General features: G+C 54.9%; 15 protein-coding genes. 7 read left to right on the top strand and 8 right to left on the bottom strand.

Annotated elements, in window-relative coordinates; genetic code table 11:
• Positions 1 to 2: 2 nt before the first annotated feature.
• Complete coding sequence (locus tag AAC622_RS07940) at positions 3 to 536, bottom strand: glutathione peroxidase (protein WP_340261263.1); 534 nt, start codon at positions 534 to 536, stop codon at positions 3 to 5.
• A 181-nt stretch (positions 537 to 717) separates the two neighbouring features.
• Here AAC622_RS07940 and AAC622_RS07935 point away from each other — a divergent pair, with 181 nt between their 5' ends.
• Both AAC622_RS07935 and AAC622_RS07930 read left to right on the top strand, forming a co-directional pair.
• Complete coding sequence (locus AAC622_RS07935) at positions 718 to 1,194, top strand: NUDIX hydrolase (protein WP_340252301.1); 477 nt, start codon at positions 718 to 720, stop codon at positions 1,192 to 1,194.
• An 85-nt stretch (positions 1,195 to 1,279) separates the two neighbouring features.
• A complete protein-coding gene (locus AAC622_RS07930) occupies positions 1,280 to 1,750 on the top strand; it encodes a DUF1178 family protein (protein ID WP_340261262.1) in 471 nt (156 codons plus the stop codon).
• Positions 1,751 to 1,843: 93 nt separating this feature from the next.
• On the opposite strand, the gene AAC622_RS07925 is transcribed toward AAC622_RS07930, so the two are convergent.
• The 3 genes from AAC622_RS07925 to AAC622_RS07915 form a co-directional block, all read right to left on the bottom strand.
• Complete coding sequence (locus AAC622_RS07925) at positions 1,844 to 2,590, bottom strand: SDR family oxidoreductase (RefSeq protein ID WP_340252297.1); 747 nt, start codon at positions 2,588 to 2,590, stop codon at positions 1,844 to 1,846.
• A complete protein-coding gene (locus tag AAC622_RS07920; protein ID WP_340261261.1) occupies positions 2,577 to 3,512 on the bottom strand; it encodes a BKACE family enzyme in 936 nt (311 codons plus the stop codon). Before AAC622_RS07920 ends, AAC622_RS07925 begins: the two co-directional genes overlap by 14 nt.
• A 78-nt stretch (positions 3,513 to 3,590) precedes the next feature.
• The gene (locus AAC622_RS07915; RefSeq protein WP_340261260.1) at positions 3,591 to 4,370 is read right to left on the bottom strand and encodes an SDR family oxidoreductase; all 780 of its coding nucleotides are present in this window, start codon (positions 4,368 to 4,370) and stop codon (positions 3,591 to 3,593) included.
• A gap of 148 nt (positions 4,371 to 4,518) precedes the next feature.
• On the opposite strand from AAC622_RS07915, the gene AAC622_RS07910 reads away from it, so the two are divergent.
• Complete coding sequence (locus tag AAC622_RS07910) at positions 4,519 to 5,502, top strand: aldo/keto reductase (RefSeq protein ID WP_340261259.1); 984 nt, start codon at positions 4,519 to 4,521, stop codon at positions 5,500 to 5,502.
• Here the strand turns inward: AAC622_RS07910 and AAC622_RS07905 are convergent.
• From AAC622_RS07905 to AAC622_RS07895, 3 genes are read right to left on the bottom strand one after another with little or no spacing between them, the layout of a single operon-like run.
• The gene (locus tag AAC622_RS07905) at positions 5,499 to 6,407 is read right to left on the bottom strand and encodes an AEC family transporter (protein ID WP_340261258.1); all 909 of its coding nucleotides are present in this window, start codon (positions 6,405 to 6,407) and stop codon (positions 5,499 to 5,501) included. The two genes, AAC622_RS07910 and AAC622_RS07905, sit on opposite strands and share 4 nt — an antisense overlap.
• 29 nt (positions 6,408 to 6,436) lie before the next feature.
• On the bottom strand, positions 6,437 to 7,315 hold the full coding sequence (locus tag AAC622_RS07900) for a phytanoyl-CoA dioxygenase family protein (RefSeq protein ID WP_340261257.1): 879 nt from the start codon (positions 7,313 to 7,315) through the stop codon (positions 6,437 to 6,439).
• Positions 7,315 to 8,061 (bottom strand): GntR family transcriptional regulator, encoded by a 747-nt coding sequence (locus tag AAC622_RS07895; RefSeq protein ID WP_340261256.1) that lies wholly within the window; start codon positions 8,059 to 8,061, stop codon positions 7,315 to 7,317. The genes AAC622_RS07900 and AAC622_RS07895 overlap by 1 nt, the downstream gene beginning before the upstream one ends.
• 83 nt (positions 8,062 to 8,144) lie before the next feature.
• Between AAC622_RS07895 and uxaC the strand changes: the two genes are divergently transcribed.
• Genes uxaC through AAC622_RS07875 form a run of 4 tightly spaced genes read left to right on the top strand, consistent with a single transcriptional unit; the run spans position 8,145 to position 12,546 of the window.
• The gene (gene uxaC, locus AAC622_RS07890) at positions 8,145 to 9,548 is read left to right on the top strand and encodes a glucuronate isomerase (protein ID WP_340261254.1); all 1,404 of its coding nucleotides are present in this window, start codon (positions 8,145 to 8,147) and stop codon (positions 9,546 to 9,548) included.
• 13 nt (positions 9,549 to 9,561) lie between these two features.
• Positions 9,562 to 10,386, top strand: coding sequence for a 5-dehydro-4-deoxy-D-glucuronate isomerase (kduI, locus tag AAC622_RS07885; RefSeq protein ID WP_340261252.1), 825 nt, complete (start codon positions 9,562 to 9,564; stop codon positions 10,384 to 10,386).
• Complete coding sequence (gene kduD, locus AAC622_RS07880; RefSeq protein WP_340261251.1) at positions 10,383 to 11,129, top strand: 2-dehydro-3-deoxy-D-gluconate 5-dehydrogenase KduD; 747 nt, start codon at positions 10,383 to 10,385, stop codon at positions 11,127 to 11,129. The genes kduI and kduD overlap by 4 nt, the downstream gene beginning before the upstream one ends.
• The gene (locus AAC622_RS07875; RefSeq protein WP_445322607.1) at positions 11,119 to 12,546 is read left to right on the top strand and encodes a mannitol dehydrogenase family protein; all 1,428 of its coding nucleotides are present in this window, start codon (positions 11,119 to 11,121) and stop codon (positions 12,544 to 12,546) included. The genes kduD and AAC622_RS07875 overlap by 11 nt, the downstream gene beginning before the upstream one ends.
• On the opposite strand, the gene AAC622_RS07870 is transcribed toward AAC622_RS07875, so the two are convergent.
• Complete coding sequence (locus AAC622_RS07870; protein WP_340261248.1) at positions 12,543 to 14,492, bottom strand: transketolase family protein; 1,950 nt, start codon at positions 14,490 to 14,492, stop codon at positions 12,543 to 12,545. The two genes, AAC622_RS07875 and AAC622_RS07870, sit on opposite strands and share 4 nt — an antisense overlap.
• Positions 14,493 to 14,495: the final 3 nt, after the last annotated feature.

The following is a 14,495-nucleotide window of genomic DNA, read 5'->3' as shown; positions in this document are numbered from 1 at the left end:
GACTAGCGCGCCAATTCGCGCTCAACCGCCCGAATGATCGCGCCACTTGTCGGGCTTGTCAGGCTTGACCAATCCTCGACAAATTCACCATTTCCATCAATGAGGAACTTTGAAAAATTCCATGACGGCCGCGCATTATGTTCGCGTGCGAGCCATTCGAAAAATGGATGTGCATCGGGGGCTTTAATCCGCGTGATCTCGGTCATGGGAAGGGTCAAATTGTAATTCAATTCACAAAACTCGGCCACTTCGGCCTCGCTGGCCAGTTCCTGCCCAAAATCATCGGAAGGCACGGCCAATACAATCAATCCCTGATCGGCATAACGATCATGCAAGGCCTGCAATCCCTCATATTGTGGTGTGAAGCCGCATTGCGATGCCGTATTTACCACCAAAATTGGCTGCCCGCGCCAGTCTGAAAACTGATATTCACCGCCGTCAATCGAAGGAAATGTGAAATCCTCTACAGCCACGGCCATTGATGTGGCCACAGCCCAAACCAAAGCGGATTTGGCCAAAATCCCTGAGACTGTCATCAATGCTGCTCCTTCGATTGGCATTTGTGCAAAAGTTAGTTGAAATGCCAATGTGATCAAGGGCGCGGGTGCTACATGCGCCAACCCCCGCTTGAAAAATTTATGGTTTATTTTGCTTTTCTTGGGAAAGTTCGGCAAACTGGGACATAACGAATATAACAAAGAGCGGTGATAAAACGCGATGAGCAATCTTCGCACAGTGCAAGGGCCATTACGGGTTGAGGGGGCATCCAAACGGGATCCGCGCTCGCAATTTGCAGCGCTGTGTTTTCGCCGCAAGAAGAAAGGCGTCGAGATTTTGTTGATCTCCTCGCGTGACAGTGAGCGGTGGATCATCCCCAAAGGATGGCCCATGGATGGCAAAACCCCCGCCGAAGCCGCAGGGATAGAGGCATGGGAAGAGGCAGGTGTGCGCGGCACGACCCTAGACCTTTGTGTCGGGCTTTATTCCTATTCCAAAGAGATTGATGGCACCGATCCAGTGCCCTGTATCGTGTCCGTCTTTCCTGTCGAGGTGAAATCTTTGGCCGATAAATATCCCGAAGCGGGGGAGCGGCGGCGCAAATGGTTTTCTGCGAAAAAGGCCGCGTCAAAGGTGCGGGAGCCGGACCTTAAGGCGATCCTGAAAGGGTTTCTGCCACCGCCACCTGCCACGTGATTTTGACCCTTGCAGGGGGCAATGCGCAGGATGTAACACTTAGCGCCACTTGCAATCTGACGTTTTCGCCACAGTTAGGAACTCTATGATCCGATATGCGTTGAAATGTGCTGAAGGGCACGGGTTTGACAGTTGGTTCCAATCGGCTGCCGCCTTTGACGATCTGGCGGAGCGGGAATTGCTGTCTTGTGGTGTTTGCGGATCTTCTGATGTCACAAAGGCGATCATGGCTCCTCGTGTCGCCCCAAGCGATGGCGATGGCGATAGCCCTCAAATTGCACATAACCTGCCTGTGCCAAGCACCCTGCCCACAGGGGCGCTAAGCGCCCCCGATGGTAGACTTCAGGAAATGATCCAAGCGATGCGCAAACATGTCGAAGAAAATTCGACCTATGTTGGTAAGAATTTTGTCAAAGAAGCGCGCGCAATCCATGATGGCACCGCGCCTGAGCGCATGATCCACGGCGAAGCCGCCCCCGGTGAAGCCAAAGCATTGATTGAGGAGGGCGTGCAAATCGCGCCCTTGCCGTTTTTACCGAAGTCGAAGGCAAATTGACCCTGCTGTTTGGCCTTAATACGCAAGGCCAATAGGGGCAATGATGGTGTGGATTAGAAGATTTAGGGTTATACTAGGCGGGGTTATAAACGCCTAGCGCCCCCCTGAGACTTCCACAATTGTTCCAGTCACATAGCTTGCGTCGTCTGAGAGCAACCAACTGACGACCTCGGCTACCTCATCAGCCCGTCCGATACGCTGCATCGGTACATTTTTTTTCATTGTGACTAGCCGGTCTCCCACCCCTGCGGCTGCATGAATCTCCGTATCGATCAAGCCAGGGGCCACCGCATTCACTCTGATGCCAGCTGGCCCCAGTTCGCGGGCAAGGCCGACGGTCATAGTGTCAATCGCTCCTTTTGAGGCTGCGTAATGCACCCATTCGCCCGCGCCACCCAGTTTTGCCGCACGGCTGGACATCAAAACGACAGACCCACCTTGGGGCATCGCGGCAGTGGCGGCCTTGGCGATCGCAAAAACACCCAGAAGGTTGGTATCAATAACACGCCGCAGATCAGCCATGTCCAGATCACGCAATGGTAGGGCAGGTCCCGTGATGCCAGCATTTGCAAATAGCGCGATTGGGGCCCCAAAGCGCCTTATGCATTCGGTCACCACGGCCTCCGCCGCGGCGGGGTCAGCCGCATCAGATTGCAGTGCCACCACTTGCGCGTCCTGTGCATGAAGGTCTGCACAGAGCGTATCAGCAGCGGCGGCGTTGCTGTGATAGGTGAAGAGCACAGGATAGCCTGCAAGGGCCAAGCGGCGCACCGTTGCGGCCCCGATCCCGCGTGAGCCGCCCGTGACAATGACCGCGCCTTTTGGATCAGAATGCGACATCACCCGCCCCCTTCAAATCTAGCATCTCGCGCGCTTCGTCAGGCGTTGCCACTTCGAGGCTCAGTCCTTCAAGCAAGGCACGAGCTTTTCTAACTTGGTCGGCATTGCTTTGTGCTAATTGACCCGGCGCCGACCAAAGGCTGTCCTCAAGCCCGACACGGATATTCCCCCCTTGCGCAGCGGCTTGGGCCGCCACGGGGAATTGATTGCGCCCTGCACCCAAAACAGACCACACATAAGTATCCCCGAACAAGCGATCTGCAGTGCGCTTCATATGTGCGACATCTTCGGGGTGCGCGCCAATTCCTCCTAAGAGGCCAAAGACGGTTTGAACCAAGAAAGGGGACCTGACTAAGCCACGATCCACAAAATGCGCCAAATTGTAGAGATGGCTTGTGTCATAACATTCAAACTCAAACCGCGTGCCATTGGCATTGCCCGTGCGCAGGATGTGTTCGATATCGGCAAATGTGTTTTTAAAGACAAGGTCGCGGCTGTTTTCGAGATGCTCGCGCTCCCAGTCATGTTTGAACTCTTTGAAACGGTTAAGCATGGGATACAGTCCGAAATTCATGCTTCCCATATTGAGGGAGGCAACCTCGGGCTTGAGCTCTGCGGCAGGGCGCATTCGCTCCGCCACGGTCATATGGGGCGAACCGCCTGTGGTTAGGTTCAACACCGCTGAGGTTGCCTGTTTGAGTTGTGGCAGGAATTTGCGGAACATCTCAGGGTCCTGTGTAGGCCGTCCATTTTCAGAATCGCGCGCGTGCAGGTGCAAAATAGATGCGCCTGCCTCAAAGGCCTTGATCCCGTCATCAATGATCTCTTGTGGGGTGACAGGAAGGAAGGGTGACATAGATGGCGTGTGGATTGCGCCTGTAACCGCGCATGTGATGATCACCTTACGTGAAGATTTCGGCATTCTGGCGGCTCCTTATTCTAAAAGCTGTTAGCAGGCTTACCTGAGTATTTTAGTGTAATGAACATGATCCAAGCAGGATTAAAGTGTTTCAACACCACCACAGACGCTTAGAGCTTGACCTGAAATGTTGGAGCCCCCGGGAGATGACAAAAATAGACACATTGATGCAATGTCCTGCGGGCTTACCATTCGACGCAACGATACTTTGGCAAGATATGTATTCCGCATTTCTTCAAAGCTTACGCCTGTTTGTTCGGCTCGGGCCGATATCACGCCATCCATGCGGGGTCCTTGAACTATTCCCGGTAAAATAGCATTGGCGCGCACCCCTTTTGGACCAAGCTCTGCAGCGAGGGATTTAGCCAATCCTACTACGCCCCATTTGGAGGCTGAATAAGGTGTCCTAAAAGCATAGGGAAGTCGACCAGCGGCTGACGACATTGCGATAAATAAGCCTTTTGATTTAATTAGTTCATTGCTTGAGTGGTGAGCTGCTAGATAGGCTCCTTTCAGGTTAACTTCGAGTGTTTCATCCCAATCTTCTGGTGAGACATCATCAATAGTTGCTGTGGGCCCTGCTATCCCCGAATTTGCAATTACTACATCAAGCCCCCCCAGGTTTAGCATCGCTTGTGTAAACAGCTGCTTGGTATCTTCGGGACTAGCTGAGTTTGCTAGGGTTCCCGTGATTGGGCCGCCTATTGCATCATTGAGGGCATCTGAGTTGATGTCAGAGATATGGACACGAGCGCCGGCTTCTATGAACCCATCCGTGATGTGTTTGCCTATGCCGCTGGCTCCAGCAGTTATCAAAACGCGTAAGCCCTTTCGTGGAGTCAAAGACGCGAGTATCGACATTAGCAGCTACCTCTTTCAGATCTTGTTAAGATCCGACTGTGGGCAATTTCTGAGTTTTTGAAAAGAGTCATTTTTTTCATAACCTTGACAGTTCGGTTTCATCTGTCCCCTATGTCCCTGACCTTTTATAAATGATGCAGGGGACTTTATGAAACAGCGCAGACTTGGTGCAAATGGGCCCATGGTTGGGGCAATTGGTTTGGGATGTATGAGTTTTGCGGGTGTATTTGGCGAAACGGATGAGGCAACAAGCCACGCGTGCCTTGATTGCGCTTATGAGATGGGCATCACATTTTTGGACACGGCTAATGTCTACGGAATGGGGAGATCGGAAACTGTTCTTGGCTCTTGGCTAAAAAAAGCCCGTCGTGATGTTGTGCTTGCTACAAAAGTTGGGATCCAACGTGATGCCAAAGAGCCGGTTAACAACCGCCCCGACCATATTCGAGCTGAAATAGAAGGATCGCTGAAGCGCCTCGGTGTAGATCATGTCGCACTATATTATCTGCATCGTCGCGATCCCGCAGTGCCCTTATCGGAGGCTGTCGGGGTAATGCAAGATTTGATCCGAGAGGGAAAGATCGGCGGTTACGGTCTATCTGAGGTAGCGCCTTCGACAGTTAGGGAAGCTCATGCAATTTTACCCCCGCTTGCAGTCCAAAGTGAGTATTCACTCTGGTCTCGATTGCCGGAATTGGGAGTAATCCAAAGTTGTGAAGAATTGGATATTACCTTTGTGCCGTTTTCGCCTCTGGCGCGCGGCGTCTTTGGCGAAAATTATCCCGATCCGACGCTGATGGCCGAGGGTGATTTGCGCCGTGATATTCCACGTTTTTCAACCGAGAATTATCCAAAAAACAAGGCTCTGATCGACCGCTTCAAAGAATTAGCAAGGGCCAAATCTGTACCTGTATCCGCCATGGCAATGGCGTGGGTGCTGCAGCGTGGCGCTGGGTTTGTTCCCATACCTGGAACACGGACTGCGGCGCATCTAATGGAATGGGTTCGCGCTGATGAGGTTGCCCTTTCCGATGCTGATATGGCGCGGATCGAAGCAGTGTTACCTGTGGGATTTGCCCGCGGGGATCGCTATTCTTACACTCACATGCGTACGATCGAGCGGTATTGCTAAGCCAACCAGGCAAGTGAGATCAGCGAGAGGGTTGATGTCCAGATAATGACTGGGGCGATAGTATCTGTGCGTACTCCGTGTAGCATTGCGAGTGTAAATGCCATTGCCCCGGACGGACCCGCTGCGCAAAGGACCACAAGCGTATTCCATTGGGCTGGACGTTCTCCAAGGCTCAAAGCTGCAAATACCAAGGCTGGGAACGCTAGAAGTTTTATCCCTGTAAGCATGATGACACTGGCGTTGGGTGTAAGTGGATGGCTTGATAGGATCACGCCAAGTGCGAATAACGTCAGCGGCGCAGCAGCTGCCCCAGCAAAGTCGAGACCTGTGAGTATTGGTTCCAGCGCTATTACGCCCATCAAGTTGGTGACGATCCCCAAAAAAATTGAAATCAACACAGGGTTGAGTGCTATGCGGCGCATAGATTGGTAAACATTTGCTTTTGAGTTGGCCATCAAATCCGTTGTTATTATGAAGAAAGCAAATGTAATAGTGGCATCCCATGCCACAATTGCAGTGATCGGAAGGGCTGCGGCTTCGCCATAAATTAGATATGAAATCGGCCACATGTATAGCAAAGTGTTTACGAAAATCATGGCCATTGAGAGCAGCCAGGCCTCAAGCTTTTCGCGACCTAAAACGATCCGGCAGATGAAAAAAGTAATGCTAAATATTATTATTTGGCAAATTGCATAAAGACCGATTGCGTCGAATTGAAAGTCATGCCAATCGAGCAAATTCGTCAGGGGAAACAGAAGTGCAGGCTGTAGTAGAAATGCTACACGGTTAAGCGTTTTCGCATCTGGAACACTGACTAAGTTACCCCTACCGAGTATGAAACCCAGTGCCATCATGGCAAAGACTGGCAGGATGTCATGTGTCAGAACATGCAGCATCGCGAGCATGGGGAGGGCTCTTTCTAAACTATGGGGTCTTAGGCGTAGATGCCTTTTTGTGCTTTTGCGCCTGCCATCATCGCTTTGGCGCGCGACTGCCTTATTTCGTCATAAAGATCAATTGCGCGAGACTCAAACAGAGTTTGCGGCGCGGTGTAATGGATAAACTTGCCCACCCGGTCGATGCCACGCGCAAGCATAGCAAAATCCTGATCGGCCATGTTTTGCGCTACTTTAGGCGTGAGATAGCGTACTACAACCGCGATGCGCCGATCATCCGAGACATTTGGACCAGAGCCATGAATGGTCAGCCCGTGATGTAACGACATTTGCCCCGGCATCAGCTCAATGGCGGTTTTGTCTGTCTCGGCCACATCGACCGCAATCTCTTGGCCACGCGACAGCAGGTTCTTTTCACTGAACGTATCGGTATGAGGTAGAATTTCCGATTTATGACTGCCTTTGACGAAATCCATACAGCCACTTGCCCGCGTTGCTGGAGAAAGGGCGATCCAAGCGGTGACCATCTCAGAGGTGGTGCCCATTCCCCAATAGGTCAAGTCTTGATGCATCGAGACATACTGATCGCTTTGTGCGTTTTTAATGAAAAACTCGGCACTATAGATCAAAATATCAGGTCCAAGAATGCCTTCGATCACGTCTAAGACCTGTGGCTTAGTCGCTATCTCATGGACAAAGGGCATTACCAGCTGCGCGTTGACGCGTTTGTAGGTGTTGAGGGGCAGGGGCAAATCACCGTCTAGCCAATCACGCTCGACCAATTCCAGTTGAGTGCGGTAGGCTTGCGCCTCATCGCGTGACAGAACATCTATTGGAAAGAGAAACCCATCCTCCCAGTAGCGCGCGATCATATCAGGGGCGAGATGGGTTCCGTTGCGTGCGACAGGTTCTTGCATCAGGTCATCCTCTTTTCTCGCAATCCAAGGGGCAGAGTTGCCTCGCTTGGGTCGTCATCTTCGAAATAGGCTTCATGCTCGGCCCGAATACGGATCAGTTGTTCATGAATGCGTGAGAGATGAGCGCGCATGATCTCTGCCGCGCCATCAGGATCACGATCAGCTAAGGCGCGGGTCAGCGCTATATGATCATCCCATGCCGTTTGCGATGAAAACGCCAAGGACAGCATTCTGACCCGATCCATATGGCCTTTGTTTTCGGCAATCAGGTCCCATGTAAATTCTAGCCCCGCCCGCAAACAGATTTCGCGGTGGAAGGCGTCATCGGCGGCATGAAACCGCAGCTTGTCGCCAGCGTCTTTGGCGGCGGCCTGTTCTGCGATCAGCCCCTCCAATGCTTGAATATCTGCGGGGGCAAGCCGTGTGGCCGCATGGCGCACGGCCTCAGCCTCAAGCGCGATGCGAATGAACTGGGCCTGCATCACCGCCCGGGTGGAGATCAACGACACCAATGTGGCGCGTTGCGGGCGGATCAGCAGGAAGCCCATTTTCGAAAGCCTGTAGAATGCATCGCGCACTGGTTGACGGGAGACTTCAAACCGTTTTGCGATCTCAGCTTCTGACAGCTTCTCACCGGGTTTCAGGTCAAGGTTGAGCACCTGTTTGTGCAATTCCCCATAGACCAAATCCGCGATCGCAGGGCGGGCGGTTCGGTCAAGCGATATGAGTGGCATGTCTTGGGTCATTTCAGGATCAATCCCTGTCTGATTGACCTAGGTTATATACTAGCATATCAGTTTGCAAGAAGATTAACCAAAAGGGGCCGCCTATGGGCTTTTTAAGTGAAGACCGCCTGTTTCCTACAGAGCCCACAGCGCGGTCGCTGGCCCGTGCGCTTTATGCGCAGGTCAAAGATGCGCCGATCATCTCACCCCATGGTCATACCGACCCCCAGTGGTTCGCGAAGAATGAACCCTTTGAAGACGTCGCCAAACTGTTCATCACGCCCGATCACTATGTGTTTCGGATGCTTCATTCCCAAGGTGTCGCGCTAGAGGATTTAGGCGTGCCGCGTGCCGATGGTGGTGCGGTGGAAACGGATCCGCGCAAAATCTGGCGGCTGTTTGCGCGGCACTATCGCCTTTTTGCAGCGACCCCTTCGCGGATGTGGATTGACCACGCGCTGCAAGATTTGTGTGGCCTAGATCAAAGACTATCGCCAGAGACGGCAGACGCGGCTTTTGATGCAATCAACGAGAAATTAGCAAGCCCCGCCTTTCGGCCCCGCGCCCTATTTGAGCGGTTCAACTTAGATGTTCTCGCGACCACGGAAAGCGCGCTTGACGATTTGGCCCATCACCGCATGATCCGCGACAGCGGATGGCAGGGTCGCGTTATCACCACCTATCGGCCTGACGCGGTTATTGATCCCGATTTTGATGGGTTCATAGGCAATGTCGAAGCCTTCTGTGCGCATGGTGGCGGTGCTGTAACATGGGAGAGCTACCTTGCCGCCCATCATGCGCGCCGTGCGTATTTTGCATCTTTGGGTGCAACCGCGACTGACCATGGCCACCCAACGGCCAATACCGCCAATCTCTCGCGGGCCGAGGCCGCGGCCCTGTTTGACGATGTCATGACAGGCAAAGCTGACCTCGCCACGCGCGAGTTGTTTCGCGCGCAAATGCTGACCGAGATGGCGCGCATGTCGGTTGCAGATGGTTTGGTGATGCAAATACACGCAGGATCACAGCGCAATCATTCCGATTGGGTCTTGGCGCGCTTTGGTCGGGATAAGGGTTACGACATCCCGCAACGCACCGATTACGTCACCGCGCTGCGCCCTTTGTTGCAGGAATTTGGCCGCGCGGACGGGTTCCATCTGATCCTATTCACCTTGGATGAAAGCAGCTACGCCCGCGAACTGGCACCTTTAGCGGGGGTATATCCTTGTCTCTTTCTGGGCCCGCCTTGGTGGTTCCATGACAGCTATGAAGGGATGATGCGCTTTCGCCGTTCGGTTACGGAAACCGCAGGGTTCTATAACCTTGCAGGGTTCAATGATGACACCCGTGCCTTTTGCTCGATCCCCGCGCGCCACGATGTCGCCCGGCGGGTCGATGCAGCCTATTTGGCGGAATTGATTGTCACAGGCCGCTTGGACGAAAGCGAAGCGGGTGATCTGATGCAGGACTTAACCACGGGGCTTGCGCGCCGTGCCTATAAACTTTGAAAGGACTGCCCCGATGATCGAGGTTGAAACCCGCCATGCCATTCACCCTGACCACGCAAAGGGTATGGATACGGCAATGTTGCGCGCGTCCTTTTTGGTCGAAGGTCTGTTTGAGAGCGGCAAGATCAAGCTGTGTTATTCGCATTATGACCGCTTCACCCTTGGCGGCGCCGTGCCAAATGGCGGCAGTCTGCGCCTTGATAAAATTGGACAGACGCGCACGGCCAGTTTCATGGAGCGCCGTGAAATGGGCATCGTCAATATTGGGGACACAGGCCAAGTCAGCGCGGATGGTCAGTTGTGGGAGATGGCGCAGGGCGATGTGCTTTATCTGGGGATGGCGGCGGGTGATGTGACCTTCTCAGGGGCGGGGCGGTTTTACATTACCTCCGCCCCCGCGCATCACCGCTATCCACATCGTCATCTCACACCGAAAGACAGCAACCGCTTGGCCTTGGGTGCGGCTGAGACGGCCAATGAGCGCGTGATTAACCAATTCATCCATCCTTTAGTGATGGAGAGCTGCCAATTGGTCATGGGCTACACCACTTTGGGTCAAGGATCGGTCTGGAACACGATGCCGCCACACACGCATGATCGGCGCATGGAAGCCTATCTTTATTGGGATATGGCACCAGAGGCGCGGGTGCTGCATCTGATGGGGGAACCGCACGAGACCCGCCATTTGGTTGTGGGAAATGAGGCGGCTGTGCTGTCGCCGCCGTGGTCAATTCATGCGGGCGCGGGGCATGGGCATTACAGATTCATCTGGGCCATGGCGGGCGATAATGTCGATTTCACGGATATGGATTTTGTTGATCTGGAGGATCTGCGATGAGCGCGTTTTCCCTCGCCGACAGACGGGCCTTGGTGACGGGGGCGAATACGGGCATTGGTCAGGCCATTGCCCTTGCCTTGGCCGATCAAGGGGCATCTGTCACTTGTGCGGGGCGGCGCGACTGCGCTGAAACTTGCGCGGCGATTGCGGCGAAGGGCGGTATTGCCGATGAGATGATCCTTGATTTTGCGGATCCCATGGCCGCGCGCGAAATTTTTGCGGGCGCGGGCTATTCCATCTTGGTCAATAACGCGGGCATCATCCGACGCGAGGACAGTCTCGATTATACGGCGGCGGATTGGGACGCGGTGATGGATGTAAATCTCAAGGCGTTGTTTTTTACCACGCAGGCCTTCGCCAAGGCGCATCTTGACCGCGCGCCGCGCGGCCCCGCAGCGGTGGTGAATATTGCCTCATTGTTGGCGTTTCAGGGTGGCATTCGCGTACCTGCTTATACCGCCTCAAAGCATGGGGTTGCGGGTTTAACCAAAATTTTGGCCAATGAATGGGCGGCAGACGGCATCAACGTTAACGCGATTGCGCCGGGTTATGTTGTGTCCAACAACACGGAAAACCTGCGCAAAGATGCCGATCGCAATGCGGCAATTCTGGCGCGCATTCCCGCAGGTCGATGGGGCGAGCCGTCAGATATTGGTCATACGGCGGCCTTTCTCGCCTCGCCTGCGGCGGCTTATATTCATGGTGCGGTGATCAATGTAGATGGAGGATGGCTTGCCCGATAACCCTTTGACCCGCACGGCACCTGCCCCAAGCCCGGGCATTGTTCACTTGGGCCTTGGCGCGTTTTTTCGCGCGCATGGGGCAATTTACACGCAACAGGCCATGGCAAAGGCAGGCGGGGATTGGGGGATCATCGGGGTTTCTCTCAAATCGCCCACAACCCGTGATGCGCTGCAACCGCAAGGCGCTGTTTATCACGCTTTGGAACTTGCCCCAGATGGTGCGGAGCTTCTCCTTGTTACAAGCCTAAGCACGGTTTTGGTTGCCCCAGAAGACCCTTCTGCGGTTTTGGCCGCAATGGCAGACCCTTCGGTCAAAATTGTTTCGCTGACCGTCACGGAGAAAGGCTATTGCCACCATCCCGCAAGCGGCGCGTTGGATCGTGATCACCCTGATATCATCCATGATTTGACCCATGACAGCCCGCAAAGCAGCATTGGCTATCTCACTCGCGCGCTTGCCTTGCGCAAGGCGGCGGGCATCCCGCCCTTTACCATTTTGTGCTGTGATAACCTACCTCATAACGGGAAACTCTTGCGCGGGCTGGTTTTGGAATTTGCACAAATCCTTGACCCAGATCTTGCGCAATGGATCGCGGATCATGGGGCCTTTCCTTCAACCATGGTCGATCGGATCGTGCCCGCTACGACCGATGAGACACGGGCAGAAGTGGCGCGCCTGACGGGCTTTGCCGATGCCGCACCCGTGGTGCATGAACCTTATCGCCAATGGGTGATGGAGGATGATTTTGTCGGCGGTGTGCGCCCTGCATGGGATCAGGTCGGGGCAGAGTTGGTGCAAGATGTCGCCCCCTATGAGGATATGAAGCTTCGGATGCTCAACGCCTCCCATTCGGCCTTGTCCTATTTGGGTTATGTGGCGGGGCATCATACGATCACGGATGTTATGGCGGATCGCGTGTTTGACGCTTATGCGCAACGTCTTTGGGCGCGCGAGGTCATTCCGCATTTGACCCCGCCTGAGGGTGTATCGCTCGAAAATTATGCCGCAGCCTTGCGTGCGCGGTTCAACAACCCTGCGATCCAGCACCGCACATGGCAGATCGCGATGGATGGCAGCCAGAAATTACCGCAACGCCTGCTTGGGACATTACGCGCGGCGCGCAAAAAGGGGGCTGAGGATCGGGGTCTGATCCTCGCTGTTGCAGGGTGGATGCGCTACACCGCTGGCTTTGACGAGGCGGGGGAGGCGATTGAGTTGCGTGATCCTATGGCCGATGTCCTGCGCGCCGCTCATTCAGGCGTGGATGAGGCCGAGGCGGTTACACGAATTTTGGGCCTTGAGGCGATCTTCGACCCAAGCCTTGCCGCTGATATTCATGTGCCCGTGACGGATGCCTATCTAGCCCTGTCCCGTGAGGGGGTGCGCAAAACGCTAGAGACTTATCTTACGACTTAACGCGCAAGCCGTGCTTTGGCGGCGGCAACAATAGCCTCGGTTGTGATGCCGAAATGGGCAAAGAGTTCGGGCGCTTTTGCAGAGGCGCCAAAGCCCGTCATGCCGATAAACGGATCTTCTGGGGCAAGGATTTGATCCCAGCCAAACCGCACAGCGGCCTCAATACCGATTTTGGGCCCCGTGCCCAAGATTGCGGCGCGCTGCGTGGGGCTTTGGGTTTCGAAAATTTCCCAACAGGGCAACGAGACAACCGAGGCGCGGATGTCTGCCCGTTGCAACTGCGCGGCTGCGTCAAGCGCAAGTGCAACTTCACTGCCTGTTGCAATCAGCGTGATATCGCGAGGGTCTTCGCCTGCCAGGATATAGCCCCCATTGGCACAACTCGATATTTGGGGCAGCTGCACCAAGTCCTGACGGCTGAGCGCCAAAAGGGTGGGGCCTGATTTTCGGCGCAGGGCTTGATCCCACCCCATGACTGTTTCGCGCGCATCGGCGGGGCGCATCACCCAGAAATTCGGCATAGCGCGAAAACTGGCGAGGATTTCAACGGGCTGATGGGTTGGCCCATTCGACCCGACCCCGATGGAGTCATGGCTAAAGACAAAAAGCACGGGCAGCCCCATCAAGGCGGCCATCCGCATCGCAGGGCGCTCGTAATCTGCGAAGGCCAGATAGGTCACATTGACCGCAATCAGCCCGCCATGGGCGGCGATCCCACAGGCCATTGCCCCCATTAAATGCTCGCGCACCCCGCAATGCACATAGCTGCCTTGGCGGTTCTCAGGGCCGAATGCCGTGCGACCGCGCTTGTGATTGGTGGGGGCCTCCAAATCTGCGCAGAGAATGCACAGCTCGGGCAAAGCGGCCTCTAATCTTTCGCAAACATCACCCGATGAGGCGATTGTCGCGCGGGCTGCGTCCGTTGCTGTTAAACGCGCCTCAATATCGGCCATAATTTGCGGCCAGTTTTGGGGCAATATGCCCTCCATTCGGCGGGTGAATTCTGCGGTCTTTGGATCGAACTCTAGACGCGCGGCCCAATCCCGCGCAGCATCTCTTCCGCGCGACATTGCGGCTGTCCAATCGGCATAAATGTCTTGCGGGATCACAAAGGCCTCGTGCGTCCAGTTGCGCGCAGCGCGCGCCTCAGCCGCGTCTTTTGGAGAGAGTGGCGCGCTATGTCCGCCGCGTTGCCCCTGAAGGCGGGGGATGCCGCGCGCGATTGTGGTGCGGCAGGCAATCAAAGACGGGCGGGGGTCAGACTTTGCAGATAGAATGGCGGCATCAATCGCGGCGATATCATGGCCATCCACCTCGACCACATGCCACCCCGCCGCGGTGAAACGGGCGGGAATGTCCTCGCTGATCGACAAAGCAGTGTCGCCGTCATCGGTGATATGGTTGTCATCCCAGAGAAATGTCAGGCGCCCCAAGCGCAAGTGACCCGCCAGTGAAATCGCCTCTTGGCCAATGCCCTCCTGCAAGCAGCCATCACCCACAAAGGCCCATGTGCGATGATCGCAGAGATCAGCGCCAAATTCTGCGCGCATCCGTTCTTCGGCCACGGCCATGCCAACCGCACAGGCGATGCCCTGGCCAAGCAGCCCCGTGGTGACCTCAATCCCTGCATCTTGCTCAATCTCGGGATGGCCTGCGCAGACCGAGTGCAATTTTCGAAAAGATTTCACCGCCGCAAGATCAACCTTCTCATAGCCTGAGAGGTGCAACAGCGCATAAAGCAACATAGATCCATGACCATTGGAGAGAACCACGCGATCGCGGTCGGGCCAGAGCGGGTTTTTGGGGTCAACCTTGAGGTGATTGGCGTAAAGCGTTGCGGCAATCTCGGCCATACCAAGCGGGACGCCTTGATGACCCTCACCCGCTGCCACAATCGTATCAAGTGCCAAAAAGCGGATTGAATCCGCCATGGGTTGGATGTTCATGCT

The organism is Roseobacter sp. HKCCA0882 (genome assembly GCF_037805225.1).
GTDB lineage: Bacteria > Pseudomonadota > Alphaproteobacteria > Rhodobacterales > Rhodobacteraceae > M30B80.
Note: the sequence above shows the minus strand (reverse complement) of the source record. Positions and strands in the feature narration are given on the sequence as shown.

What these genes read in the sequence shown, in the direction of transcription:
- AAC622_RS07940 (WP_340261263.1), bottom strand. Translation starts at nt 536, where the DNA reads ATGACAGTCTCAGGGATTTTGGCCAAATCCGCTTTGGTTTGGGCTGTG.
- AAC622_RS07925 (WP_340252297.1), bottom strand. Translation starts at nt 2,590, where the DNA reads ATGTCGCATTCTGATCCAAAAGGCGCGGTCATTGTCACGGGCGGCTCA.
- AAC622_RS07870 (WP_340261248.1), bottom strand. Translation starts at nt 14,492, where the DNA reads ATGAACATCCAACCCATGGCGGATTCAATCCGCTTTTTGGCACTTGAT.
- AAC622_RS07915 (WP_340261260.1), bottom strand. Translation starts at nt 4,370, where the DNA reads ATGTCGATACTCGCGTCTTTGACTCCACGAAAGGGCTTACGCGTTTTG.
- AAC622_RS07935 (WP_340252301.1), top strand. Translation starts at nt 718, where the DNA reads ATGAGCAATCTTCGCACAGTGCAAGGGCCATTACGGGTTGAGGGGGCA.
- uxaC (WP_340261254.1), top strand. Translation starts at nt 8,145, where the DNA reads ATGGGCTTTTTAAGTGAAGACCGCCTGTTTCCTACAGAGCCCACAGCG.
- AAC622_RS07905 (WP_340261258.1), bottom strand. Translation starts at nt 6,407, where the DNA reads ATGCTCGCGATGCTGCATGTTCTGACACATGACATCCTGCCAGTCTTT.
- AAC622_RS07900 (WP_340261257.1), bottom strand. Translation starts at nt 7,315, where the DNA reads ATGCAAGAACCTGTCGCACGCAACGGAACCCATCTCGCCCCTGATATG.
- AAC622_RS07910 (WP_340261259.1), top strand. Translation starts at nt 4,519, where the DNA reads ATGAAACAGCGCAGACTTGGTGCAAATGGGCCCATGGTTGGGGCAATT.
- AAC622_RS07920 (WP_340261261.1), bottom strand. Translation starts at nt 3,512, where the DNA reads ATGCCGAAATCTTCACGTAAGGTGATCATCACATGCGCGGTTACAGGC.
- kduD (WP_340261251.1), top strand. Translation starts at nt 10,383, where the DNA reads ATGAGCGCGTTTTCCCTCGCCGACAGACGGGCCTTGGTGACGGGGGCG.
- kduI (WP_340261252.1), top strand. Translation starts at nt 9,562, where the DNA reads ATGATCGAGGTTGAAACCCGCCATGCCATTCACCCTGACCACGCAAAG.
- AAC622_RS07930 (WP_340261262.1), top strand. Translation starts at nt 1,280, where the DNA reads ATGATCCGATATGCGTTGAAATGTGCTGAAGGGCACGGGTTTGACAGT.
- AAC622_RS07895 (WP_340261256.1), bottom strand. Translation starts at nt 8,061, where the DNA reads ATGACCCAAGACATGCCACTCATATCGCTTGACCGAACCGCCCGCCCT.